The 24,339-nt window shown below is 56.7% G+C and carries 17 protein-coding genes; 13 read left to right on the forward strand and 4 right to left on the reverse strand.

Annotated elements, in window-relative coordinates; genetic code table 11:
• The first annotated feature begins 191 nt into the window (after window positions 1-191).
• Window positions 192-2,903 (forward strand): preprotein translocase subunit SecA, encoded by a 2,712-nt coding sequence (secA, locus tag KSF73_01620; GenBank protein MBV1774404.1) that lies wholly within the window; start codon window positions 192-194, stop codon window positions 2,901-2,903.
• Between the two features lie 85 nt (window positions 2,904-2,988).
• Here the strand turns inward: secA and KSF73_01625 are convergent, their stop codons facing one another.
• The 3 genes from KSF73_01625 to KSF73_01635 all read right to left on the reverse strand — a co-directional run bounded on the left by KSF73_01625 (window position 2,989) and on the right by KSF73_01635 (window position 5,367).
• Window positions 2,989-3,804: a crotonase/enoyl-CoA hydratase family protein gene (locus KSF73_01625; protein ID MBV1774405.1), complete on the reverse strand. Its 816-nt coding sequence runs from the start codon at window positions 3,802-3,804 to the stop codon at window positions 2,989-2,991.
• 2 nt (window positions 3,805-3,806) lie between these two features.
• Window positions 3,807-4,316, reverse strand: coding sequence for a DUF4442 domain-containing protein (locus KSF73_01630; protein ID MBV1774406.1), 510 nt, complete (start codon window positions 4,314-4,316; stop codon window positions 3,807-3,809).
• A gap of 127 nt (window positions 4,317-4,443) precedes the next feature.
• Window positions 4,444-5,367: a LysR family transcriptional regulator gene (locus KSF73_01635; protein MBV1774407.1), complete on the reverse strand. Its 924-nt coding sequence runs from the start codon at window positions 5,365-5,367 to the stop codon at window positions 4,444-4,446.
• A gap of 145 nt (window positions 5,368-5,512) precedes the next feature.
• Here KSF73_01635 and KSF73_01640 point away from each other — a divergent pair, with 145 nt between their 5' ends.
• The 6 genes from KSF73_01640 (at window position 5,513) to KSF73_01665 (ending at window position 15,080) form a co-directional block, all read left to right on the forward strand.
• Window positions 5,513-6,706 (forward strand): glycosyltransferase family 1 protein, encoded by a 1,194-nt coding sequence (locus KSF73_01640; GenBank protein ID MBV1774408.1) that lies wholly within the window; start codon window positions 5,513-5,515, stop codon window positions 6,704-6,706.
• 163 nt (window positions 6,707-6,869) lie between these two features.
• Window positions 6,870-8,387 (forward strand): threonine ammonia-lyase, biosynthetic, encoded by a 1,518-nt coding sequence (gene ilvA, locus KSF73_01645; GenBank protein ID MBV1774409.1) that lies wholly within the window; start codon window positions 6,870-6,872, stop codon window positions 8,385-8,387.
• Window positions 8,388-8,511: 124 nt separating this feature from the next.
• Window positions 8,512-8,988 carry a hypothetical protein gene (locus KSF73_01650; GenBank protein ID MBV1774410.1) on the forward strand — a complete coding sequence of 159 codons (477 nt, stop codon included), beginning with the start codon at window positions 8,512-8,514 and terminating at the stop codon, window positions 8,986-8,988.
• Window positions 8,989-9,082: 94 nt separating this feature from the next.
• Window positions 9,083-12,916 (forward strand): FAD/FMN-binding oxidoreductase, encoded by a 3,834-nt coding sequence (locus KSF73_01655; GenBank protein MBV1774411.1) that lies wholly within the window; start codon window positions 9,083-9,085, stop codon window positions 12,914-12,916.
• A 101-nt stretch (window positions 12,917-13,017) separates the two neighbouring features.
• Complete coding sequence (locus tag KSF73_01660; GenBank protein MBV1774412.1) at window positions 13,018-13,452, forward strand: HIT family protein; 435 nt, start codon at window positions 13,018-13,020, stop codon at window positions 13,450-13,452.
• The gene (locus tag KSF73_01665; protein MBV1774413.1) at window positions 13,449-15,080 is read left to right on the forward strand and encodes a hypothetical protein; all 1,632 of its coding nucleotides are present in this window, start codon (window positions 13,449-13,451) and stop codon (window positions 15,078-15,080) included. Before KSF73_01660 ends, KSF73_01665 begins: the two co-directional genes overlap by 4 nt.
• A gap of 41 nt (window positions 15,081-15,121) precedes the next feature.
• Here KSF73_01665 and hda read toward each other — a convergent pair whose 3' ends face one another.
• Window positions 15,122-15,805, reverse strand: a complete 684-nt coding sequence (gene hda, locus KSF73_01670) for a DnaA regulatory inactivator Hda (protein MBV1774414.1) — start codon at window positions 15,803-15,805, stop codon at window positions 15,122-15,124.
• Between the two features lie 380 nt (window positions 15,806-16,185).
• Here hda and purM point away from each other — a divergent pair, with 380 nt between their 5' ends.
• The 6 genes from purM (at window position 16,186) to KSF73_01700 (ending at window position 24,136) form a co-directional block, all read left to right on the forward strand.
• Window positions 16,186-17,232: a phosphoribosylformylglycinamidine cyclo-ligase gene (purM, locus tag KSF73_01675; protein ID MBV1774415.1), complete on the forward strand. Its 1,047-nt coding sequence runs from the start codon at window positions 16,186-16,188 to the stop codon at window positions 17,230-17,232.
• An 82-nt stretch (window positions 17,233-17,314) separates the two neighbouring features.
• Complete coding sequence (purN, locus tag KSF73_01680; GenBank protein MBV1774416.1) at window positions 17,315-17,908, forward strand: phosphoribosylglycinamide formyltransferase; 594 nt, start codon at window positions 17,315-17,317, stop codon at window positions 17,906-17,908.
• Between the two features lie 7 nt (window positions 17,909-17,915).
• Entirely contained in the window at window positions 17,916-19,037 is a 1,122-nt protein-coding gene (locus tag KSF73_01685; GenBank protein MBV1774417.1) for a DUF3108 domain-containing protein, read from the forward strand.
• Window positions 19,034-19,726 (forward strand): DUF3108 domain-containing protein, encoded by a 693-nt coding sequence (locus tag KSF73_01690; GenBank protein MBV1774418.1) that lies wholly within the window; start codon window positions 19,034-19,036, stop codon window positions 19,724-19,726. Before KSF73_01685 ends, KSF73_01690 begins: the two co-directional genes overlap by 4 nt.
• Window positions 19,723-20,982, forward strand: coding sequence for an RsmB/NOP family class I SAM-dependent RNA methyltransferase (locus tag KSF73_01695; GenBank protein MBV1774419.1), 1,260 nt, complete (start codon window positions 19,723-19,725; stop codon window positions 20,980-20,982). Before KSF73_01690 ends, KSF73_01695 begins: the two co-directional genes overlap by 4 nt.
• A 385-nt stretch (window positions 20,983-21,367) precedes the next feature.
• Window positions 21,368-24,136, forward strand: coding sequence for a TonB-dependent receptor (locus KSF73_01700; GenBank protein ID MBV1774420.1), 2,769 nt, complete (start codon window positions 21,368-21,370; stop codon window positions 24,134-24,136).
• Window positions 24,137-24,339: the final 203 nt, after the last annotated feature.

Consider the following 24,339-nt stretch of genomic DNA (forward strand, 5'->3'; position numbering starts at 1 on the left):
CAGAGCACGGCGGATCGATCACGGTCCGCCGTGTTTTCATATATAAAGCGCGCTACGCCTTTTGGGCGAAGCCGGAACGGCAGTCTTGTTCCGTGGGGAGTGGCAACCTGGTTGCCCGGTGAATGAATTGAATGTCAACGCGCTCTGGCGCGAACTGGATGGAGCGGGCCTAGCCCGATTGATGGATAGCGATGATCAGCCAACTGCTCAAAAAGATTTTTGGTAGCCGCAACGACCGTTTGCTCAAGCAATACGGTGCGGTTGTTCGCCAGATCAACGCCCTTGAAAGCTCAATGTCGGCACTCAGCGACGACGAACTGAAAGCCAAGACAGAAGAATTCCGTCAGCGCATCGCCGGCGGCACAACCCTGCAGCAGATTCTGCCCGAAGCCTTTGCAGTCTGTCGCGAAGCGTCCAAGCGTGTCATGAACATGCGTCACTTCGATGTTCAGCTGATTGGCGGGATGGTGCTACATGATGGCAAGATCGCCGAAATGCGTACCGGTGAAGGTAAGACGCTGGTGGCGACACTGGCCACTTACCTGAATGCGCTGTCCGGCAAGGGCGTGCATGTTGTCACGGTGAACGACTATCTCGCCCGCCGCGACGCTACCATCATGAGCAAGCTGTACAATTTCCTCGGCCTCAGCGTGGGGATCAATCTCAGCCAGATGCCGCATGATGAAAAGCAGACCGCTTACGCATCCGACATTACCTACGGTACCAATAACGAGTTTGGCTTCGACTACCTGCGCGACAACATGGTGTATACCGCCAGTGAGCGCGTGCAGCGTGGCCTGAATTTTGCCGTAGTCGACGAAGTTGACTCGATTCTGATCGATGAAGCCCGAACCCCGCTGATCATTTCCGGTCAGGCAGATGACAATATCGAGCTCTACCATCGCATGAACGTGCTGGTGCCTTACCTGACCCGCCAGGAAAAGGAAGACAGCAGTGGCGACTACTGGGTAGACGAAAAGGGTCATCAGGTCATTCTGTCCGAAGAGGGGCACGAAAAGGGCGAGAAGCTGCTGACTGACGCAGGCCTGCTGGCTGAAGGCGATAGCCTCTATGCACCAGCCAACATCGCTCTGATGCACCATCTGTACGCTTCGCTGCGCGCACATGCCCTGTATCACCGCGATCAGCACTATGTAGTGCAGGACGACGAAATCATTATCGTCGACGAATTCACTGGCCGTCTGATGCCGGGTCGCCGCTGGAGCGATGGCCTGCATCAGGCCGTGGAAGCCAAGGAAGGCGTGACCGTTAACAAGGAAAATCAAACCCTTGCCTCGATCACCTTCCAGAACTACTTCCGGATGTACGACAAGCTGGCCGGCATGACCGGTACGGCCGATACCGAAGCCTACGAATTCCAGCAAATTTATGGTCTGGAAACCGTGATCATCCCGACGAACCGCTCGATGGTTCGCAAGGATATGAACGATCAGGTCTTCCGCACCGCCAATGAAAAATTCAACGCCATCGTGGCCGACATCAAGTCGTGTCAGGATCGCGGCCAGCCGGTGCTGGTGGGTACCACTTCCATCGAAAACTCCGAGCTGCTCTCGTCGCAACTGGCCGCTGCAGGCTATCCGCACAATGTGCTGAATGCCAAGCAGCACGCCCGCGAAGCGGAGATTGTCGCGCAGGCAGGTCGTCCGGGCATGATTACCATTGCTACCAATATGGCCGGTCGCGGTACCGATATCGTGCTGGGCGGCAATGTGGAAGGTCAGATCAAGACCGTCGAGGCCGATGCATCGTTAGACGACATCGAAAAGAGCAAGCGCATCGAGACCCTGCATAGCGAATGGCAATCGCTGCACGACCAGGTGGTCGCTGCTGGTGGTCTGCATATCATTGGCACCGAACGTCATGAGTCGCGTCGCATCGACAATCAGCTGCGTGGCCGCGCGGGCCGTCAGGGGGATCCGGGTTCCAGCCGCTTCTATCTGTCGATGGAAGATCCGCTGTTGCGTATTTTTGCCGCAGACCGTATCGGGGCAATGATGCAGCGTCTGAACCTGCCGGAAGGCGAAGCCATTGAGTCCGGTCTGCTCAGCCGCGCGATTGAAGGTGCACAGCGCAAGGTGGAAGCGCGCAACTTCGATATCCGCAAGCAATTGCTGGAATACGACGACGTATCCAATGAGCAGCGCAAGGCAATTTATAGTCAGCGCAACGAACTCCTGGAGCAGGAAGACATCTCCGACACCATTCATTCCCTGCGTGATGGATACATCGGTGATCTGTTTGATGAGTTCCTGCCACCTGACAGCATGGAAGAACAGTGGGATGTTGCGGCGCTGGACAAGGCGCTGGCTGAACTGCACGTCCAGTCACCAGTTGGCCAGTGGCTGAAAGACGAGCAGAACATCAGCCTGGAAACTGCACGTGAGCGCCTCATCGAGCTGGCCGCCAGCCAGTACGCCACCAAGACTGAAGCGGTCGGACCGGCCGTCATGCATCACTTCGAACGTGCCTTGATGCTGCAGATTGTCGATACACAGTGGCGTGATCATCTGGCCTCGCTGGATCATTTGCGCCAGGGTATCCATCTGCGCTCGTATGGTCAGAAGAATCCGAAGCAGGAATACAAACGCGAAGCCTTCGAACTGTTTGAAGATTTGCTGATGCGTATTCGTCGCGAAGTCGTTCAGCTGGTGATGACGGTACAGATTCGCTCCGAGGCCGACGTGGAAGCACTGGAAGCACAGCACGAAGAGCCGGCAATGCAGTATCACCACGCTGACTATGAGGAAGCACTCGCGGAAGCCAGCGCCAGCCAGCCCGCAGCCCAGCAGCCGCAGCGTGCCTACCAACACATTGGCCGCAATGATCCATGTCCCTGCGGTTCCGGCCTGAAGTACAAGGCTTGCCACGGCAAGCTGAGCTAATCAGGACAGCTGAAATGAAAAAGCCACTCGATTGAGTGGCTTTTTGTTTTCGTGTGACCCAGCTACTGAGTGGCACAGCACAAGATCAGTCTCTGAACTGCGGCACTTCTTTCAGGAAAATCGACATTGCGGCCTTTTCCAGATCCTGCGAGACCAGCATGCCAGCGTTCCAGGCGGCCACATACTGCAGACCGTCTGCCACCGAATGATCGCGGCTGTAGTTCAGCACCTGCTTGATACCACGCAGCGCCAGCGGTGATTTTTGTGCAATACCTGCGGCAATATCCATCACCCGCATCATCATCGTACCCGGATCATCAAAGAATCCGTTCACCAGTCCAATTGCATCCGCTTCGCGTGCAGTCAGACATTTGCCGGTAAATGCCATTTCCCGCACATAACCTTCGCCGATGATGTGCGGCAAACGCTGCAGTGCGCCGACATCGGCCACCATCGCCAGATCAATCTCCTTGATCTGGAAATACGTGTCCACGGTGCTGTAGCGGAAGTCGGCTGCTGCCACCAGATCAAGCCCGCCGCCCACACACGGGCCATGAATAGCAGCAATCACCGGTTTACGGCATTTTTCCAGACTGGTGATGCTGTCCTGCAGAGACAAGATCAACTGATGCAGCTTTTCACTCTGGTGCCCGATGGAATCATCGCCAATGGCTTTCTGCAAGCCAGCCGCCATCGACAGATCGATGCCGGAACAGAAAATATCGCCATTGCCAGTGAGGATGGCTACGCGCACTGAGGGCGTTGTATCGACCCACTTGAATGCCGCGTGGAGGTCATGCCACATGGCCTCATTCATGGCATTGGCTTTTTCCGGCCGATTGAGCGCAATGAGCGCTACATGGCTTTCCAGCGTAACTTCCAGCGTAGCAAAGTGGGGTATGGTCATCCCTGAACTTCCTTGCGTTTCTTCGGCACCCAGGCCCAGATCATTTCACAGCGAATCGGCTCGATACCGGATTCGTCCGTCACAATCACACTGACCAGCACATCACCCTTCTCTTCCGACTGCACGCGAACGACCTGCTCAGGCGTCAGCGATGCTACCGCGCGCAGACTACCTTGCGCACGTTTCAGATACTCGATTTTCATCGACTTGATTAAGGGTAGCTTATCGTCCGGCAAATTCATCCCGAACGCGAAGCCCGATGCGGTTTCGGCGACCAACGCCATCGCGGCAGCATGTACGCCCTTAATGTGATTCTGCACCTTGCGCACATTGGCGATATTGCAGATCACACGTTCCTGTGTCACTTCTTCAAAATCGACCCCTGCCGTCCCGGCAAACTTGATGTAACTGCCGAACACTTTGGAGCGCGCATATCGCTGCATGAAAACAGGCAGATTGTTAAACACCTTCATCTGCCGGCTCATTGCATTTTCAACTTTGGCCATGGTCTACCCATTCTCAATTCACACTGTGCGCACTGTAACCAAGCAAACGCTTGTATGGCAAATTTACCTGATGCCGCTCAACCACTTGCAGCATAGCCACGACACCCGCGACTATCCAGACGCGATTTCAGCCCAGCAACGTAATTCCGGGCAGCGCTTGCAGACAGGTTGCGCGAACAGTCGCGACAAAATCCTCGACATAGGCAAATTCGGCGCGTGATTCGGGTACTGCGGCGTACAGCTCACTGAATAATCCATCCTTACCAATGCGGATGGCCTTCACATAACCACGCGCAACATAGGCGCTGACAGCCCACGCAGGCATGGCAGCAATGCCGCGCCGGCTCGCCACCAATTGCAGAATGGCGATGGTTAGCTCACTTGAGCGTCGTTTAGGGTTGATCCCGGCGGGTCGCAAAACCTGACGGATGATATCGAGCATATCGTCCGGCACCGGATAAGTGATCAGGGTTTCATCGCGAAAATCTTCTGCGCAAAGTTCCTGGCGATGGGCAAGCGGATGGTCATTGGCCACCAGCGCCACAATCTCGTACCGGAACAAAGGAAAACAGGTCATGCCGTCCTCGCCTGGGTCGGACACCACAGCCAGATCGGCATCATTGCGATGCAGTAATCCCACCGGATCCGCATGGAACCCGCTGACAATGTCCAGCTCAACTTCTGGCCAGCGCGGCCGGTATTCATCCATTGCGGGCATCAGCCAGTCGAAACAGGTGTGACATTCAACCGCTACCCGCAGGCTCCCTGCCGCACCATCGCGGATACGCGCCAGATCGCGGCAAGCATCCCCTATCTGTGGTAGCACACTATGCGCCAGTTGCAGCAAGCGCGCACCGGCTGGCGTCAGTTGCAGAGGCTGAGATTTTCGCTCGAACAAACTCAATCCGAAGTGCTCTTCCAGCTGCTTGAGCTGGTGGGACAATGCCGATTGGGTCAGGCATAAACGTTCGGCAGCGCGTGCCACGCCACCTGTCTCCACGAGGGCGATGAGGGTTCGCAGATGACGCAGTTCCAGCAGATTTGACATGATTAATTTCGATTCATTTTTTGAAATCCATTCATTTCAATCATATCAGATCATGTCGATCCTGCACTGATCGACACGAGGTACATGTCACAAATCCTTCAAGCAGCCGTCATTGAGGTGCCATGTCGATCTCGCAAAGTACGCACCCATGGCACAGAACCTCCCACTTCGCATCGCATTTGTCACCGAAACCTTCCCCCCGGAAGTCAACGGTGTGGCAATGACCGTCGGCCGCATGGTGACGCACCTGACTGCGCGAGGCCACCATATTGACCTGATCCGACCGCGACAGCACAAAGGGGATTACGCCCGCCAGCATGAGCATCTGCAGGAGTTGCTTGTCCCCGGCCTGGGTCTGCCGCGCTACCCCGGTTTAAAGTTTGGCCTACCCGCGATGGGCAAACTGCTCGCGCACTGGCGCAAGCAACGACCCGATCTGGTCGTTGCTGTAACGGAAGGACCACTCGGCGCATCAGCCCTACGAGCAGCGAGAAGACTGGGCATTCCGACCATTTCGGAGTTTCATACCAACTTCCACAGCTATAGCGGACACTACGGTCTAGGCTGGCTCACCAAGGCCGTCATGGGCCACCTGCGTCGCTTTCACAATCGCAATCTGGCCACGCTGGTGCCGACTGCCGAAATTGCCGCACAACTGAGTGCCGATGGATTCGAACATTTGGAAGTGGTCGCTCGCGGTGTAGATACTGGCCTGTTTAATCCCGCACGTCGCAGCAACGAATTGCGTCGTCAGTGGGGAGCCGGTCCGAATACTCAGGTAGTCGTTTATGTCGGGCGCATGGCTGCAGAAAAAAATCTGCCGCTGGTTCTGGCTGCGTATCACGCCATGAAACAGATTCGGGATGACAGCATTCTGGTTTGGGTGGGTGATGGCCCATTGCGAGCCTATTTGCAAGCCTCTCACCCCGACCAGATATTTACCGGTATGCAGCGCGATGAAGCCCTCGCTACGCACTATGCATCCGCCGACGTCTTCCTATTTCCCAGCACCACCGAAACGTACGGGAATGTGACAACGGAAGCCATGGCCAGCGGCCTGGGGGTGGTGGCTTACGACTATGCTGCCGCGCACAATCATATTCGCCACCACGAAAATGGCTTGCTTGCTCGTTTTGACGATGATGCCGAGTTTGTCGAACAGGCTCGGTATGCCGCAAGCTATCCAAGTGTCATGCGCGATATGGGGATGGCCGCCCGCCGCAGTTGTCAATCTGTCAGCTGGGACGTGATCGCCGTGCGATTCGAACAGGTTGCGCGCGATGTCCTCTCCCGACATCGACAGCAATCTAACCCGGGCATCGCCGCTAGCCCACTCGCTTGATCTCGCACGAAAGTCCCGAAAAAACTGCACGATACGCGCTTGAAGCTGCCCGTGGACGGGCTCTATGCAACAACATGGTGCATTGACGTTCACGTCAACTACCCAGAGGCGGGGAATTCCTGTTACCTTCGGCTATTCGATTGTTGCAGTGCGATAACTCCCCATGGCGGCTCCCACCGATTACCTTGAGCGCATCCTGACTGCGCATGTCTACGATGTCGCCATTGAAACGGCGCTCGACCCCATGCCTGCACTGTCGGCGCGCAATGGCAACCAGATTCTGCTCAAGCGCGAAGACAACCAGCCGGTATTCAGCTTCAAGTTGCGCGGTGCATATAATTGCATGGTGAATCTGACACCGGAACAGCGCGCGAAAGGCGTAGTTGCTGCATCCGCAGGTAATCATGCGCAGGGGGTTGCGCTCGCGGCACGCAAGCTAGGCTGCACTGCGACCATCTTTATGCCTGCCACCACCCCGCAGATCAAGATCAACGCGGTTGAACGTCGAGGCGGCAAAGTCATTCTGCATGGCGACTCCTATTCGGATGCCTATGCACAGGCGATGCAATATGTGGAAGCCACCGGTGCCACTTTTGTGCATCCCTATGATGACCCGCATGTGATTGCTGGCCAGGGCACGGTTGCCATGGAATTACTGCGCCAGACGCAGGATATCGATGCCGTTTTCATTCCGGTAGGCGGCGGCGGCCTCGCCGCTGGCATGGCTGCCTACATCAAACGCTTACGTCCGGATATCAAAGTCATTGGCGTAGAACCCGTCGATGCGGCCTCAATGCATGACTCGATCAAAGCAGGCGAACGCGTAGTACTCCCCAATGTCGGTCTGTTTGCCGATGGTGTAGCCGTGAAGCAAGTGGGTGAAGAAACCTTCCGCCTGTGCCGCGATCTGCTGGATGAAGTCGTACTGGTCGATACCGATGCCATGTGCGCTGCGATCAAGGATGTCTTTGAAGATACCCGCTCGATTCTCGAAGCAGCTGGCGCACTGGCTGTTGCAGGCCTCAAGGCGTGGAGTGCACGTGAAGGCGTGTCGGGCAAGCGGCTGGTAGCCATCGCATCCGGTGCCAATATGAATTTCGACCGCCTGCGCCATGTGTCAGAGCGCGCGGAATTGGGTGAACAGCGCGAAGCCGTACTGGCCGTCACCATTCCGGAAATGCCGGGCACCTTCCGCCGCTTCTGCGAGCTACTGGGCAATCGCTCTGTCACCGAGTTCAACTATCGCTACAGCAACCCTACGCACGCGCACATCTTTGTCGGCCTGCAAATCCAGAATCGTGCCGAAGTCACCGAGCTGGTGAAACTGCTCAACGACAATGATTTCCGTACCCTGGATCTGACCGACAACGAAATGGCGAAGCTGCATATCCGCCATCTGGTTGGCGGACGTGCGCCGGAAGCCCGTCACGAGCTGGTCTACCGCTTCGAATTCCCGGAACGTCCGGGCGCCTTGCTGAATTTCCTGACACAGATGGGACGCGGCTGGAATATCAGCCTGTTCCACTATCGCAACCATGGCGCAGATTACGGGCGAGTGCTCGTCGGCATGCAGGTACCACCAGGAGAAGCGCAAGCGTTTCAGGCATTCCTCGACAGCCTGGGCTACGACTACGCAGACGAGCGCAACAACCCCGCGTACATGCTGTTTCTGGGGTCTTAACCAAGCAGCCGATAGACGGCAGGTATTTCGGTCAATACCGGCGATAAACGGGACATCGAGTCATTGTGTATGGCAACTGAGCGGCATATATTGAAGGCGTGCAATCATCTGGCTGGAGGTCATCATGGATGCCCCTCGCACGCTTTCATTCGTGTTGCTGATGCTGACAAGCGGCATCAGTCAGGCCGGACTGCTCACCAACGCCGGACTGGGCAACTCGATTGTCACTTCCCGCGAAGCCGCCTGGCTCAACCAGATGCCCACGCAGTCACTCAACAATACCGCCGTACAAGTGCACGCCGAACGCGAAACGACGTCAGCCAAACTCGTCGCGCCACTTGTCGAACACACCAGCTCACCTTCGTTTGGCTTGGCCGTCAATACCGGCCTTGGCTCGCAGGTCGTGTGTGTCAGCAACAATCGCGATGCGGGTGCGGGCGTGGGGATAGGCTGGTCAAGCAATGGCGGGTTCCGCTTTACCCTGCAGGGGCGCGGCATGTATCAATTCGCGCAGCTGATGCGCGCCAAACCGCTACGCAACTCCTGCAAAGACAGCAACGATCCTGTCTGTCGTACCCTGATGATCACGCGCTGCAATTAGGCAGCCTGTCTGCTTTCCGCTATTCACGATTTCCATTCAAGGCAAGCCGCCGGCGCATCGCGTCGCGTTTGCCCGTATCTGCACGAGTCACCTCATGAGCGAAATGCACACGCCCCGCCTGCGGGAAATTCCCTATAACTACACCTCGTTTTCCGATCGCGAAATTGTGATCCGATTACTGGGGGAGTCTGCCTGGTCGGTTCTGGAAAGCCTGCGTGACGAACGCAAAACCGGCCGCAGTGCCCGCATGCTGTTCGAGGTGCTGGGCGATATCTGGGTGGTCCAGCGCAATCCTTACCTGCTCGACGATCTGCTTGACAATCCGCAGCGCCGCGACTTGCTGGTGGAAGCCATGCACCACCGCTGCAACGAGATCGATAAACGCCGCAATGACAACGCCGAAGTGGGCGAGTTGCTGGCCCGCACCCGTGATGCAGTGAAGGCATTTGAAGCATCCTTCCACGACACGGCCGAGCTGCGTCGCAAGATTCTCAAGCGCATGAGCGGCATCACCCGTCGCGATAACATCCGCTTCGATGGGCTGGCACGCGTCTCCCACGTGACCGACGCCACCGACTGGCGCGTGGAATACCCGTTCGTGGTACTGGTGCCCGACCATGAAGACGAGATGGCTGCGCTGGTCAAAGCCTGTATCGAGCTCGACCTCACCATCATCCCGCGTGGGGGTGGCACCGGCTACACCGGCGGTGCAGTCCCGCTGACCCCGCGCTCAGCCGTCATCAACACCGAAAAGCTTGATCGCCACAATGGCGTAGAATACCTCGATCTGCCGGGTGTTGAGGGCAAGGTTGCCACCATTCAGTGCGGCGCAGGCGTGGTGACCAAACGCGTCATGGAAGCCGCAGAAGGGGCGGGCCTCGTCTTCGCAGTTGATCCGACGTCGGCAGAAGCCTCGTGCATCGGCGGCAATGTCGCCATGAATGCAGGCGGCAAAAAGGCCGTGCTGTGGGGCACCGCGCTGGATAATCTGGCCAGCTGGAAAATGGTTGATCCGGATGGCAACTGGCTGTTCGTCGAGCGACTCGAACACAATCGCGGCAAGATTCACGACGTGGACCTCGCGCGCTTTCGTCTGCGCCGCTACCAACCCGATGGCAAGACGCTCATCAGCGAAGAAACGCTGGAGATTCCGGGCGCACGCTTCCGCAAGACCGGCCTCGGCAAGGATGTGACCGACAAATTCCTCGCAGGTCTGCCTGGCGTGCAGAAGGAAGGCACCGACGGCATTATCACCTCGGCGCGCTTTGTATTGCACCGCATGCCCAGCCATATCCGCACAGTGTGTCTGGAATTCTTTGGCACCGTCGCCGAAGCCACGCCTGCCATCGTCGAAATCAAGAACTATCTGGATGCCCACCCGGCGGCGATTCTTGCGGGTCTGGAACACCTCGACTGGCGCTATGTGCGTGCCGTGGGCTATGCCACCAAGGCCAAGTCCAAGGGCCGCCCGAAAATGGTATTGCTGGCCGACATCGTCTCGGATGACGAACTGGCCGTAGGCGAAGCCGCTTCGCAGGTCGTCCGCATTGCCAATGCCCGGCATGGCGAGGGCTTTATTGCCGTCACCGCCGACACGCGCAAGAAATTCTGGCTCGACCGCAGCCGTACTGCCGCCATTGCGCGCCACACCAATGCATTTAAGATCAATGAAGACGTGGTGATTCCGCTGCCGCGTCTGGGCGATTACTCGGACGGCATCGAACGCATCAATATCGAGCTGTCGATCAACAACAAGCTGCAATTGCTCGACCGCCTGCATACCTTTTTCGAAAGCGGCAACCTGCCCATCGATCTGGGTGATGCCAGCGTCTCGCATGACGAACTGATCGGCGACCGCCGCACCGCCGCACTGGAAGCAATTACCGCCGTGCGCGAGCGCTGGCAGTGGATCATCGACCAGCTCGATACACCGTTCGCCGACTACACCAGCCGCTATCCCAATGCGCCGCTTGAAGCAGGCGAACTGCCCGTCAGCACACTCTTCCATGCCTTACGTGACTTCCAGCTACGCATCTCCTGGAAGCGCGAGCTGAAGGGTGAACTGGACGCGCTGTTCTCCGGTGCGGCTGATGCGCCTGTGCGCGATGCAGTGAAGGCGATTCATGCCCGTACGCTCAAGGGTCGCGTGTTCGTGGCACTGCACATGCATGCAGGCGACGGCAATGTGCACACCAATATTCCGGTGAACTCCGACGACTACGACATGCTGCAAGCTGCGCACAAAGCCGTGGCGCGCATCATGAAGCTGGCGCGCGGGCTGGACGGCGTGATTTCGGGTGAGCACGGGATCGGCATCACCAAGCTGGAATTTCTGCACGCCGAAGAAATCGCCCCGTTTGAAGCCTACAAGGCGCGCATCGACCCGAATGGCCGCTTCAACAAGGGCAAGCTCTTGCCGGGTGCAGATCTGCGCAATGCCTATACGCCGTCCTTCAATCTGCTGGGCGCAGAATCGCTGATTCTGGAGCAATCCGATCTCGGCCAGATTTCCGATATGGTGAAAGACTGCCTGCGCTGCGGCAAATGCAAGCCGGTCTGCGCGACGCACGTGCCGCGCGCCAATATGCTCTACTCGCCGCGCAACAAGATTCTCGGCGTAGGTTTGCTGACTGAGGCTTTCCTCTACGAAGAACAGACCCGCCGTGGTGTCAGTTTCCGTCACTTCGAAGAACTGGACGATGTGGCCGACCACTGTACGGTGTGCCACAAGTGCGTGAATCCCTGCCCGGTGAAGATCGACTTCGGCGATGTGACGGTTGTGATGCGCAACTTCCTGCGCAAGACCGGCCAGAAGCGCTTCCGTCCGGCTACCAAGGCCGCCATGGCCTTCCTGACGGCAAAAGACCCCGCCACCATCAAGGCACTGCGTGCCGGTATGGTCGGTGTAGGCTACAAGCTGCAGCGTCTGGGTCATGATCTGCTCAAGGGCGCCGCCAAAGCCCAGACCAGCGCACCACCCGCAACCGTTGGCAAACCGGACGTGAAAACGCAGGTCATCCACTTCATCAACAAGAAGATGCCGGGTGGTCTGCCGAAAAAGACAGCGCGAGCCCTGCTGGACGTCGAACAGGCCGATATCGTGCCGGTGATCCGCAATCCCAAGCAGAATGCTGAAGAATCCGAAGCGGTGTTCTACTTCCCGGGCTGCGGCTCCGAGCGCCTGTTCTCTCAGGTGGGACTCGCCACACAAGCCATGCTCTGGCATGTAGGCGCCACCACCGTGCTACCGCCGGGCTATCTGTGCTGCGGCTATCCGCAAACCTCCAGCGGTCAGGCCGACAAGGGCGAAGCCATCACCACGGAAAACCGTGTGCTATTCCATCGCGTGGCCAATACGCTCAACTATCTCGATATCAAGACGGTGATCGTGAGTTGCGGCACCTGTATGGATCAGCTGCTCAAGTATCAGTTCGAGCAGATTTTCCCGGGCTGCCGCCTGATGGATATCCACGAGTATCTGCTGGAAAAGGGCGTGAAACTTGAAGGCGTCAGTGGCACGCAGTACATGTACCACGATCCTTGCCACACCCCGATCAAGACCATGAGTCCGATCAAGCTGGCCAATGAGCTGATGGGTCAGAAGGTGGAACTCAGCGAACGCTGCTGCGGCGAGTCCGGTACGCTGGCAGCAACACGCCCGGATATCTCCACGCAAGTCCGCTTCCGCAAGGAAGAGGAAATGCGCAAGGGCGCGGATGCGCTGCGTCAGGCCACACCGCAGGATCAGGTGAAGATTCTCACCAGCTGCCCGGCCTGTCTGCAGGGTCTGAGCCGCTACGATGATGATTCCGGCACCACGGCGGATTACATCGTGGTGGAAATCGCCAAGCATATTCTGGGCGAAAACTGGATGCCGCAATTTGTCGAAACTGCCAGAAATGGTGGAATCGAACGGGTATTGCTGTAATACCTTGTTGCAGGAATGGGAAGCGGACACCTGGTTGTCCGCTTTTTCATTTTTTCATCGTACAATGCGGCCAATAGCTCATGCCACACGCATAAAGAATCATGAAACCAGATTGCGCACTCTGCACAGATCACGGGGGAGAACTGATCTGGCAATCCCGCCTGTATCGGGTCATCCTTGCAAATGAACCCGACTATCCGGGATTTTGCCGGGTGATACTCAACCGGCACGCCGCTGAAATGACTGACCTGGAAGAGGCTGAACAAGCTCATCTACTCAAGACAGTCCTGACCGTTGAAAAAATCATCCGCCGTGAACTGAAGCCGGACAAGATCAATCTCGCCAGTCTGGGCAACGTGGTTGCCCACGTCCACTGGCATATTATCCCGCGCTGGACTGACGATCGCCATTTCCCTAATCCGATTTGGGGAGAAGCACGACGCGAAGCGTCACCACGACAAGTGGATCTGGCGGGGCTCAAGGCAGCGATTGCCTCGGCACTCCTGATGGATGAGAGTTTGGAGCCTGCGCAGTGAGCACTCGAATCGATTTTGCATTACCCGCAGGACGCGCAGCTCGACCGGGCGAATTTACCACGCCACGTCAGCTGAAAGACTGGCTAAAGCAATTGCCGCTCGCCAATGTGAAGGAGTCTCACAGCGCGCTGGCGGATTGCATCAATTCACTGAACGAGCTGTCCATCACGCCACTCGATCGCCTGAAGATGCTGGAACTTCTGCGCGAGCCTGTCGCAATCATTCAGCAAGAATCCAGTAAACGCTACTGGAACCGCCCGATTCCGCTCGCCCCCTCCGAAGCGGCAGCATGGCACGCGACCGTCGACTTATGGCAAGTCATGTCTACTGCCTATCGCCATTGCTGGCAGGGCGTGCTGGACGGGGATGTCGAAGTCGCCGAGTTCGAGGCACTGGTTGCACAGCGCACGCAGTTCTACCAAGTTCAGGTGTTGCGCGAACATGTCCTGTGCCGCCGCGCTGTCAGTTTGCGTTTCTGGCAAACCATGCTGTCAGACTACAAGGTTATCCGGCGCACACAGGTGCATGCGATCAAGGTAAAAGACAAACATAACCGCCAGACAGGTTTGTCCTCATGCGATGCGTCGCTGGCACATGCATTATTACTGCATTTGTGCGATCCGTGGGCGCTGAGCGTGCGTCAGTTGCTATGGGTCGATCATCTGCTCGAACGACTCAGCCTGCGCGCCACCTTCTCGGACAGTTATCCGTTCGAGGCCGAATCGCTGCCAATCGGATTTAACGCGGAGTATCCCGAGATTCCGGGGGCGTTTTCCGAAGATCGGATGCGGCCGGGTGCCTACGTTCTGGTGATCGACGATATCATCAAGAGTCTGCGCAAACGAATCAAGGCGCTGAGAAGTGGCGTGTCGCCTGCGGAATTGAACTTAGGCGAGGACATGCCATCGGAAGGTGCGCAAACCCTGCTGAAGTGGATTTATCGCAGCTGGCGATTCAAGCCGGGAGTACGCGAACATGTTCGCGTGGTCGAATCCCTCCCGGCAGCATGCTCGCTTGCATACGGTATCGAGCAGATGTATCAGGTGCTGGAGGGCAAGCCGTTCCAACAGCCTGATGCCGTACGCCCTGTCAGCGCACGCAGCCTTGCACAACAGGAACTGTTCGGACATCAACGCAGTACTGGCATACCCGCCAGCCCAGCCCGTCCGGAGCTGGAACACTGGCAGATAAAGGATATCAGCGAGCAGGGTTATCGCCTCGCGCGTACCCAGGGCGAGGCGAGACTCAGCCAGCATCAGTTGCTATTGCTCTGCAGCGATCAAGCCAAACCCGTGCTGGGTCGGATTCGCTGGCTCAGGCAGCAATCTGACGGCGTCATCGAAATGGGCATTTCACTGGTCAGTGGTACCCCTCAGGGGGTCGCCTGCCAGACCAGCGGGACTCATCAGTTTTCCAACCAGTTCAGCCCGGTTTTGCTGCTCAATCATGGCAATTCCCTTGATGAGGCGGAGCTGATTTTGCCCGCAGGCTGGTTTAAGCAGGCGCGAACCATTGAAATCATGATTGCAGGTCGCATCCATCCGATACGCCTGGATACGCTGGCTGAACGAGGGGTCGATTTTGATCGCTGCACCTTCGGACTGGCGCTGCCGATTTCGCAATTTTGAGTGAATGCGATTGAGCCGGTCGATGAGGCTGGGGACGGGGCTTAGGCCTCATCTCCTTCCGAGCGCAATACATCGCGCACAAAGGGCAGGGTAAGTGGACGTTTAGCCGCCAATGCCGCACGATCGAGCCGATCGACCAAACGCGTCAGTGACCCGAGATCACGACTGGAACGCATCACCAGCCAGTTGCATACATCTTCCGCAATCTCGCAGCCGCGCATGGCTGCGCGGTATTTGAGCAAGGCGGCCTTGTCTTCGTCAGCAGGCGGCAAAATCTGGTACACCAGGCCATAGCCCAGACGCGTCTGCAAATCTTCACGTACCAGAGTGCGTGCCGGTGGCTGGTGCCCTGCAATGACAATGGCCGCACCCCGTTCACGCTGGGCATTGATCAAACCGAACAGGGCAATCTGCTCATCCGAACCCAACGCATCTACGCCATCGACAGCTAACAGATCAAAGCCGTGTGCCGATTCGTTCAGACCTTCGGCTGCCGCATCCCAATAGCTGGCCGAATATCCATGCTCAATCGCCATGGCTGCTGCGGCACGGAGCAAATGCGTTTTACCCACACCAGACTCACCCCACAGATACATTAGTGGTTCGTGAGCGGTTCCCGCCGCCATTTCGCGCAAGGCCATGAATGCTTCAAGATTGGGGCCGATCAGAAAATCATCGAACCCAAATGGCTCAGGCAGCTGCAAATCGAGTGCAATCTGCTTCATGCCAGCCCACCTGCAGCGTGTGTCATATCTGCGCCGACATACGGCAAATGCATGGATTTGCGGCTAAAGTGACAATCAGGACGCGCTTTTGTCCGCCGACAGGTCGTCCATCCGGTCTGCATGGCAGACAGATTGTTCAACCAGATTCGAGGTGATCCGGAGCGAGTTTGTCTCATTTCGGGTAGAATGCGCGCAAATTCCGTTACTTGGAGCAGTTGAGCCAGGTACAGCAGACCTCCGTATGCGTTGCCCGACCGCCTAGCGTGTCGAGTCGCGACCGGTATTGTAGCGTAGTCCGCCGAACCGTCGCGAATGCAATGCAATTTGCAGGGTGTACATTTCGTCACCTAAAGATTTTGTCATCATACGCAGAGCCCATCATGACCCAGGATTCACGCCCAAGCCTTTCCTACCGCGATGCCGGTGTCGATATCGACGCAGGTGATCAACTGGTTGAAAACATCAAGCCATTTGCCAAGCGCACCATGCGCCCGGAAGTGCTGTCCGGCATTGGCGGCTTTGGTGGTCTGGTAGAAATCAGCAAGAAGTACAAGGAACCCGTTCTGGTGTCCGGTACCGATGGCGTGGGTACCAAACTGAAGCTGGCATTCGAGCTGAATCGTCACGATACCGTCGGTATTGACCTCGTGGCCATGAGCGTGAACGATATTCTGGTACAGGGCGCCGAGCCGCTGTTCTTCCTCGACTACTTCGCCTGCGGCAAGCTGGATGTCACCAGCGCAACCGAAGTGATCAAGGGCATCGCCAAGGGCTGTGAAGATTCCGGCTGCGCGCTGATTGGCGGCGAAACCGCCGAAATGCCGGGCATGTATCCGGCAGGCGAATACGATCTGGCCGGTTTCGCGGTTGGCGTGGTGGAAAAGAGCAAGATCATCACCGGCGAACACATCGTACCGGGTGATGTGGTGCTCGGCCTGGCCAGTAATGGCGCACACTCCAACGGCTACTCGCTGGTGCGCAAGATTCTGCACCTCACCGGCGCTGACTACAACGCCCCGTTCGATCAGGGCCGTTCGCTGGCCGACGTGGTCATGGCACCGACCCGCCTGTACGTGAAGCCGATGCTCAAGCTGATGGAAACCCTGACCGTGAAGGGCATGGCTCACATCACCGGCGGCGGTATCACCGAGAACGTCCCGCGTGTGCTGCCGGACAACGTGGTCGCGCAAGTGAACGCCAGCGCATGGGAACTGCCGAAGCTGTTCAAGTGGCTGCAGGCCGAAGGCAATGTGGCTGCTCAGGAAATGTACCGCACCTTCAATTGCGGCGTGGGCATGGTGGTGATTGTGTCGGCCGCAGATGCAGCCGAAGCGACACGCATCCTGACCGAAGCAGGCGAAACTGTGTACCAGCTGGGTGCCATCCGTGCCCGCGTGGGTGATGAACACCAGACTCAAGTCGCTTAAATGCATGGGGAAAGAGTGAGGTGTGAGGCGTAACCCCTACCTCTTCCCCCCTCACTCCTCACCCCTGACACCTCACTCCCAGATGAAAAACATCGTCATTCTGATTTCGGGCCGTGGTTCGAATATGCAAGCCATCGTCGATGCAGCCATCCCGAATTGCAAGATTACGGCCGTGATCTCTAATCGACCGAATGCGGCTGGTCTGCAATGGGCGGCTGATCGCGGCATCCATACCATCGCACTGGACCACAAGACTTTCGATTCGCGCGAGGCATTTGATGCCGCGTTGATGCAGGCAATTGATGGTGTGGGCTGCGATCTGGTGGTGCTGGCTGGATTCATGCGCATTTTGACGCCTGAATTTACGCGCCATTACGATGGTCGGATGCTCAATATCCATCCGTCGTTGCTGCCCGCCTTCCCCGGCCTGAATACACATCAGCGCGCCATTGATGCAGGTTGCAAATTTGCAGGTTGTACCGTGCATTTTGTGACTGCCGAACTCGATCACGGGCCGATTGTGGCGCAGGCACTGGTCAGCATTGAGCCGGAAGATACCGAAGACAGCCTGAGCGCCCGCCTACTCAAGGAAGAACACCGCATCTATCCTGCTGCAGTGCGCGCGTTTGTGGAAGGCCGTCTGCAGATTGACGGCATGCGTGTGATCGAACACTGAGGACACCATGCACAGGCATCGTCGCGCTGCTGTATGGTTTCTCGCTGCCTGTGTATGCCTGTCCACCCTATTGCATCTTGCGCCACCTGCGGTCGAGTGGTGGCTTGAGCATCGTACGCCCGAACACGAGCAGGACGATGATGTCATTGAAGCGACCACCAAGGCGCTTAAATCACAGACACTGGCAGATCATACCAACACCCACCCCGATGCCCACGATGGCGAGTTTACGGTAACCCTGGGCGTACCGGCACCAGCCTCCCTCCCTCCCCAGCCTCCGACTCACACTCAGGCCAAGCCGCATCTTGCCAAATACAAGGCACTCACGCAGGCACTGACCAAGGCCACTCCACCCACGCCCGTCGCCGCGACAGCGGACACCCCCGAGCTGGCGGTTGAGCTGCCACCAGACGTGCCAGCAGCTACTGCTGTCGCTGAACCACCGCCGCTGCCAGTGACACAACCTGCCGAGGAAGCCACTCCACCTGCATTTCCCGATCAGGTCGACATCCGCTACGTCTTAAAAGGCATTGTCGATGTAGATCACCGCTGGCGCATTCAGGGAAAGCAGTATGAGATCACCACCTCCGGGGGCATGTTCGGCCGATACTATGAGTGGAAGTCCACAGGCCAACTCAGCAAGGATGGTTTGATCCCGCACAGCTTTACCGAATGGCGCGATCATGTACCCAGCCCCAAATATCAGGTCGACTTCGATTGGCCTGCACAAACAGTTAAAGTAGGTGAGCCCGGCAGCCAGAAAGATTTCGAGCTGATCAAGGGCGCACAAGACATGTTTTCAGCTGCTTACCAATTTGCCATTCAGGGTGAGTCGCTGCCGACGTTTACCATGCAGATCGTGTCAGGCCGCAATAGCTATGTGGTGCCATTCGAACTGAAAGGCGAAGTCAAAATCTGGCTGGCCGGCGAACAGGTTTCTACACTGCTGCTGAGTGGTCAGTGGAAGACCATTAAATTCAGCTTCTATTTGGCACCTGCCTGGCACAATTTACCAGTGCGCATCCTCCGCGAAGACGAGAACGGCAGCATCGATTTGCGCGCACGACGGATCGACATTCAAGGCAAACGGGTACTGGATCCCAATTTCGCAAGTCAAACCACACCATGACAGTCCGACACCTGCTTAGCACGCTCACAGCTATCCTACTGACCAGCCATGTACTGGCGTCAACCCTGCCTGCACGCGCCCGCATCCAATACGATGTACTGTATAACGGCAAACTGAAAATTGGCACCGCCGAGCAGAGCTGGTCACTGGACGATAAGCATTACACACTGGAAACACGCCTGAAACCGAGTCTGTTCGGCCCGACGATTCGCTATATCAGCCACGGCCGCATGGATAGCCAGGGCTTGATTCCGGAGGACTATGCTGAATTCCGCAATCAGGAGGGATCACCACGTGTCAGTGCCCGATTTGATAGCACGGCCCACACGCTGCAATTCGGCGATCGCGATGACAAACCGCAAACACTGTCTATGCCCAAAGGCATTCAGGACATCAATGCCTTCATTTTCCAGCTAAGCTGGATAGGCGATCACCGCGAGGCAATCGACATGCCGGTCAACACCGGCCGCAAGCAGAAGCAGCACCGGTTTACCCTGCAAACTCCGGGCTCCACCCGACTCGGCGAACAGAAAGTACTGACACGTGTCTGGCAAAGTCGGGATAATGGCGAAAATACTGAAGTCTGGCTGGCACCGGAGCTGGGCAATCTGCCCATCCGCTTGATTCGCCAGGACGACAGCAAGGAACTCTGGCTGATAGCCACCAAAATAGAAATCGATACACCATGACCATCAGTCACGCGCAACTCAATGCCGCCATCGAAGCCTTGCGGCTCGTATTACCATTCACCTCGCCTGCCGATGGCGTCATTTCGCGCTTTTTCCGCGAACGCCCCAAGATCGGTAGCAAAGACCGCGCCTTTATTGCCGAGCTGGTGTTTGGCGTATTGCGCCACAAGCGTCTGCTGGATGCTGCCTGCGCACCGGAAGCCACCCCGCGCCGACTCGCGCTGGCCTGGCTGGTACGCAACGGTTACAACCCGCGCATGCTGGAGGACATCACCAAAGAAGACGAGCGCACCTGGCTCGGTCAGAGCAAAGCCATCAATCGCGATACCGTTTCACTGGATATTGCTGCCGAACTACCGGACTGGGTGGTAGGCGCCCTGCAATCCGAAGGGGTGGCGGATGCCGACATCCTGTCAATCGGCCAGAGCATGACGCGTTCGGCACCGCTGGATATCCGCGTGAATACGCAAATGATGAAGCGTGACGACGTACTGGCACGCCTCCTGTCCGATGGTTTCAAAGCTAGCGCAACGCCCTACTCGCCTTACGGCATCCGGCTGGAAGGTAAACCGGCCATCAATCGCCACCCGCTGTTTGAGCAAGGCACGATCGAAGTTCAGGACGAAGGCAGTCAGCTGCTGGGCATGCTGGTAGCACCGCGTCGCGGCGAGATGGTGACGGACTTCTGCGCAGGCGCAGGCGGCAAGACCTTGCTGCTGGGCATGCTGATGAATTCGACGGGTCGATTGTATGCCTTTGATGTCTCGGAAAAACGCCTGACTAATCTGAAGCCGCGCCTGGCACGTTCGGGTCTGTCAAATGTACAGCCACAGCGCATCGAGAGTGAAAACGACACCCGGATTAAACGTCTCGCAGGCAAGATGGATCGGGTGCTGGTTGATGCCCCATGCTCCGGACTGGGCACCCTGCGCCGCAATCCAGATCTGAAATTCCGCCAGACTGCGACCAGCGTTGCAGAACTCAACGCCAAGCAAGCCAGCATCCTCGAAAGTGCATCCCGCCTGGTCAAAGCGGGTGGCCGTCTGGTGTATGCAACCTGCAGTATCTTGCCCGCTGAAAACGAGCATATCGTGCGTGCCTTCCTTGAACGCCACCCCGAGTTCGAACTGACGCCTGCATCTCAGATTCTGGCCGATCAACGGATCGAACTGGATACGGGCGAGATGCTGAAGCTGCATCCGCAAATACATGGTTGCGATGGATTTTTTGCCGCAGCCATGACGCGGAAATCCTGATAGGCGACAGGTAACCATCACTTAAAAAAACCGGCATTTGTGCCGGTTTTTTTCATTTTGTTCCTGCCATTTTTAGATCATTTTAGAACAAAACAACCAACCATTATCCCCATCACTTATGTAAACACCACTACTGACTGTACATTTGATCCATATTTTTTGTTGCAAATCAGGCAATTACGTTGCCTTATTAATACACTTCCTGACAATTTTAAATAGCAATAGTTTACCATTGACAAATCGCACATTGGTTGCTCTTTAAACACACTTTGTTGCATGCGAGTAGAATATTCAGTTCATCTTATCGAGAACCGCTCCCCCATCCCTTGACTGATCTTTATGCAAGATCACCCGTCCGGATGGGCGAACTCAGAGGGAAACCCAGATGCAACTGAACAAGATCTCCTGCGCGCTGGCCATTGCTGGCCTGGCGAGCGCTTTCAGCCCGGCTTTCGCTGCAGAAGGCAACGAAACCCAGAAGGTTGAAAAAATCACCATTACCGGTTCCAACATCAAGGCAACCGCCAAGGAAACCGCAGTTCCGCTGCAAGTCATTGGCCGCAAGGACATTGAAGCCACTGGCGCACAAACACTGCAGCAACTGCTGACCACTATTTCGACAGTGAGCTCCAGCCTGAACTCGCTGAACTCCAGCTCGGGCTCCTTCGCTGCCGGTGGCTCCGGTATCGAAATGCGTAATCTGGGCAAGGCATCGACACTGGTGCTGGTAAACGGTCGCCGTATTGCACCGTTTGGCCTGGCCGATGGCGCACAGGAAATGTTCACCAACACCAACGCCATCGCCGTAGGTGCCATTGAACGCGTGGAAATTCTGAAGTTCGGCGCATCCGCCATTTACGGCTCGGACGCTGTTGCCGGTGTGATTAACATCATCACCCGCAAGAACTATCAAGGTGCAGAAGGTAGCCTGACTCACCGTCAGTCCACCGAGTTCTCCGGTGCCAAGCAAGACAATGCCACCCTGACCTTCGGTCTGGGTGACTACGATGCCAAGGGTGTCGAAAGCTACCTGTCTCTGGAATACACCCAGAACCCGAACTACACTCAGGCTGACGTGAAGAGCCGCTATCCGGAATGGCACCGTGGCGTACCGGGTAATGCAACCTGGGATGCACCAAGCATCAACGCCTACCCGGGTAACTTCCTGGTTGGCAACAGCTACGTCGCCGCCAAGGGCTGCAATCCCGCCCTGATCAACAAGGACGGCCAATGCACATTCGACCTGCTGCCCTACACCGACATCGTTCGCGAAAACAAGGCTGTCAGCGCATTCAGTAACACTCACTTCAAACTGCCCGCTGGCCTGGAAGGTAGCCTGGAACTGTCTTACTCCAAGACCAAGTCCAACTACAACGTCGCACCGATGACCGCAGGTAGCACAACCTCCCTGAATACCTGGTACAACGCTGTCGAGCGCAAGGTGATGACCTGGGCATTCCCGAAGCTGCCAGCAAACAATCCGTACAACACCTACGGCAAGGATATCGAACTGCGTTATCGCTATACCGATAACCCTGACTTCTTCTACCAGAAGGCTGATGCAGACCAGTACCGTGCAATGTTCACCGTCAATGGCACATTCGGTGCATTTGACTGGGAATCTGCCGTTGGCTACATGGCATCGCACGCCGATAAGGCCAGCAATACCAACATTCATGCAGTGGGCTACACCAATGCAATCGTAAGCGGCACGTACAAGTTCGGCCAGGTGAATAGCGATGCCGTACTGTCGAAAATGTTCGCCACACGCCACACCATTGGTGATTCCAAGACTGCATTCGTGGATGCCAAGGTCAGCGGCCAAGTTGCAGAACTGCCAGCGGGTCCGGTCATGATCGCCGCAGGTGCCGATTTCCGTCACGAGAGCTACTCCATGGCCAGCTCGGACAACGTGATCCGCGCCGAACTGGTGGGCATTGGTGGTCTGCAAGTTGACGATTCACGCAACAACGCAGCAGCTTTCATTGAAACTGACGTACCTGTGATCCGCGGTCTGGATGCAAACTTTGCCGTTCGCGCCGATAAGACCGGTTCGTTCGATACGCACCTGTCCCCGAAGATTGGCCTGCGCTACCAGCCGATGGACACCCTGATGTTCCGCGCAACCTTGGCCGATGGCTTCCGCGCACCGAACATTCTGGAATCCGGTAAGGGTCTGGGTCGCACCTCGTTTGCAACCAACACCAGCGATCCGAAGCGCTGCGATCTGAGCACCAAGCTGTACAACTACCTGACAGCTCAAGCGAAGGGTGTTGTTGCAACACAAGACATGACCGACGTACAAACCCAGTACAACAACGATTGTAAGGGTGGCGTGGGTAACTTCGTGAAGGGTAACCCGGATCTGCAACCGGAAGTGACACGTAGCCAGTCGCTGGGTGTGGTCTTCTCGCCGACATCGCGCTTCTCCGTTGCTTTGGACTACTACGGCATCGAGCGTCACGACGAAATCAATACTCCTGATATCGCCGACGTTCTGGCACTGGAAGGCAAGCCGCAAGCTAGCACCATTCAACGCATTGACTCCACAGCCAACGATGCCCGTATCGCTACTATCGCCCAGAAGTATGGCTTCGGCACGCCGCTGGTCTACGCTGCAGGCTCGATCGGTGCAATCAACCAAAGCTGGGGCAATAGCGGCAAGACCAAGACCTCCGGTCTGGATCTGGATATCAAGCATCGCTTCGATATCGCCGGTGTCGGTCGCGTGCGCGTAGGTCTGGACGCAAACTACCTGCTGTCCTACAAGACGTTCAACACAGCCACCAACAACTGGGGTGCGGATCGCGGCGGTGATTACCTGATCCCGCGCTTCAACGCCACTCTGACCGGCTCGCTGACACGCGGTGTGTGGACTAACACGCTGATCGCCTACCATACCGGTGGCTACAGCCAGAACGATCTGCAGAACCCGACCTGGTGTAAGTCCAAGTCCATTTCTGAAGATAAGTGTGGCGTTGGTTCCGACACCACCTACGACTGGGCGCTGTCCTACCGTGGCGTGAAGAACCTGACCGTCGACTTCATGCTGAAGAACCTGACCAACAAGGAAGCCCCAGTTGACTTCCGCGGTGGTTACTCCATCACCCACTGGCGTATCGCCCAACTGGGTCTGGATTACAAGTTCTTCTAAGCTAGCTCACTCAGCACCCATGCAAAAAGCCCAGAGTCATCTGGGCTTTTTTTCATTTATTTAAAAATGTGTATCCAAAATGCAATTAATTAGCGGTCAAAACGATACATATTTTCATAGATTGATACATATATTCGCAATCATACCCAGCTCAGGATCATCGCAACCGTAGAATATATAAATTGCCCTCGGCACCACCTCCT

This window comes from Burkholderiaceae bacterium DAT-1 (assembly GCA_019084025.1).
In the GTDB taxonomy this organism is placed as follows: domain Bacteria; phylum Pseudomonadota; class Gammaproteobacteria; order Burkholderiales; family Chitinimonadaceae; genus DAT-1.

Excerpts from the sequence above, each read along its gene's own strand:
- hda (MBV1774414.1), bottom strand. The coding sequence starts at position 15,805 with ATGAAGCAGATTGCACTCGATTTGCAGCTGCCTGAGCCATTTGGGTTC.
- purM (MBV1774415.1), top strand. The coding sequence starts at position 16,186 with ATGACCCAGGATTCACGCCCAAGCCTTTCCTACCGCGATGCCGGTGTC.
- secA (MBV1774404.1), top strand. The coding sequence starts at position 192 with ATGATCAGCCAACTGCTCAAAAAGATTTTTGGTAGCCGCAACGACCGT.
- KSF73_01700 (MBV1774420.1), top strand. The coding sequence starts at position 21,368 with ATGCAACTGAACAAGATCTCCTGCGCGCTGGCCATTGCTGGCCTGGCG.
- ilvA (MBV1774409.1), top strand. The coding sequence starts at position 6,870 with ATGGCGGCTCCCACCGATTACCTTGAGCGCATCCTGACTGCGCATGTC.
- KSF73_01685 (MBV1774417.1), top strand. The coding sequence starts at position 17,916 with ATGCACAGGCATCGTCGCGCTGCTGTATGGTTTCTCGCTGCCTGTGTA.
- KSF73_01640 (MBV1774408.1), top strand. The coding sequence starts at position 5,513 with ATGGCACAGAACCTCCCACTTCGCATCGCATTTGTCACCGAAACCTTC.
- KSF73_01690 (MBV1774418.1), top strand. The coding sequence starts at position 19,034 with ATGACAGTCCGACACCTGCTTAGCACGCTCACAGCTATCCTACTGACC.
- KSF73_01630 (MBV1774406.1), bottom strand. The coding sequence starts at position 4,316 with ATGGCCAAAGTTGAAAATGCAATGAGCCGGCAGATGAAGGTGTTTAAC.
- KSF73_01695 (MBV1774419.1), top strand. The coding sequence starts at position 19,723 with ATGACCATCAGTCACGCGCAACTCAATGCCGCCATCGAAGCCTTGCGG.
- KSF73_01650 (MBV1774410.1), top strand. The coding sequence starts at position 8,512 with ATGGATGCCCCTCGCACGCTTTCATTCGTGTTGCTGATGCTGACAAGC.
- purN (MBV1774416.1), top strand. The coding sequence starts at position 17,315 with ATGAAAAACATCGTCATTCTGATTTCGGGCCGTGGTTCGAATATGCAA.
- KSF73_01655 (MBV1774411.1), top strand. The coding sequence starts at position 9,083 with ATGAGCGAAATGCACACGCCCCGCCTGCGGGAAATTCCCTATAACTAC.
- KSF73_01660 (MBV1774412.1), top strand. The coding sequence starts at position 13,018 with ATGAAACCAGATTGCGCACTCTGCACAGATCACGGGGGAGAACTGATC.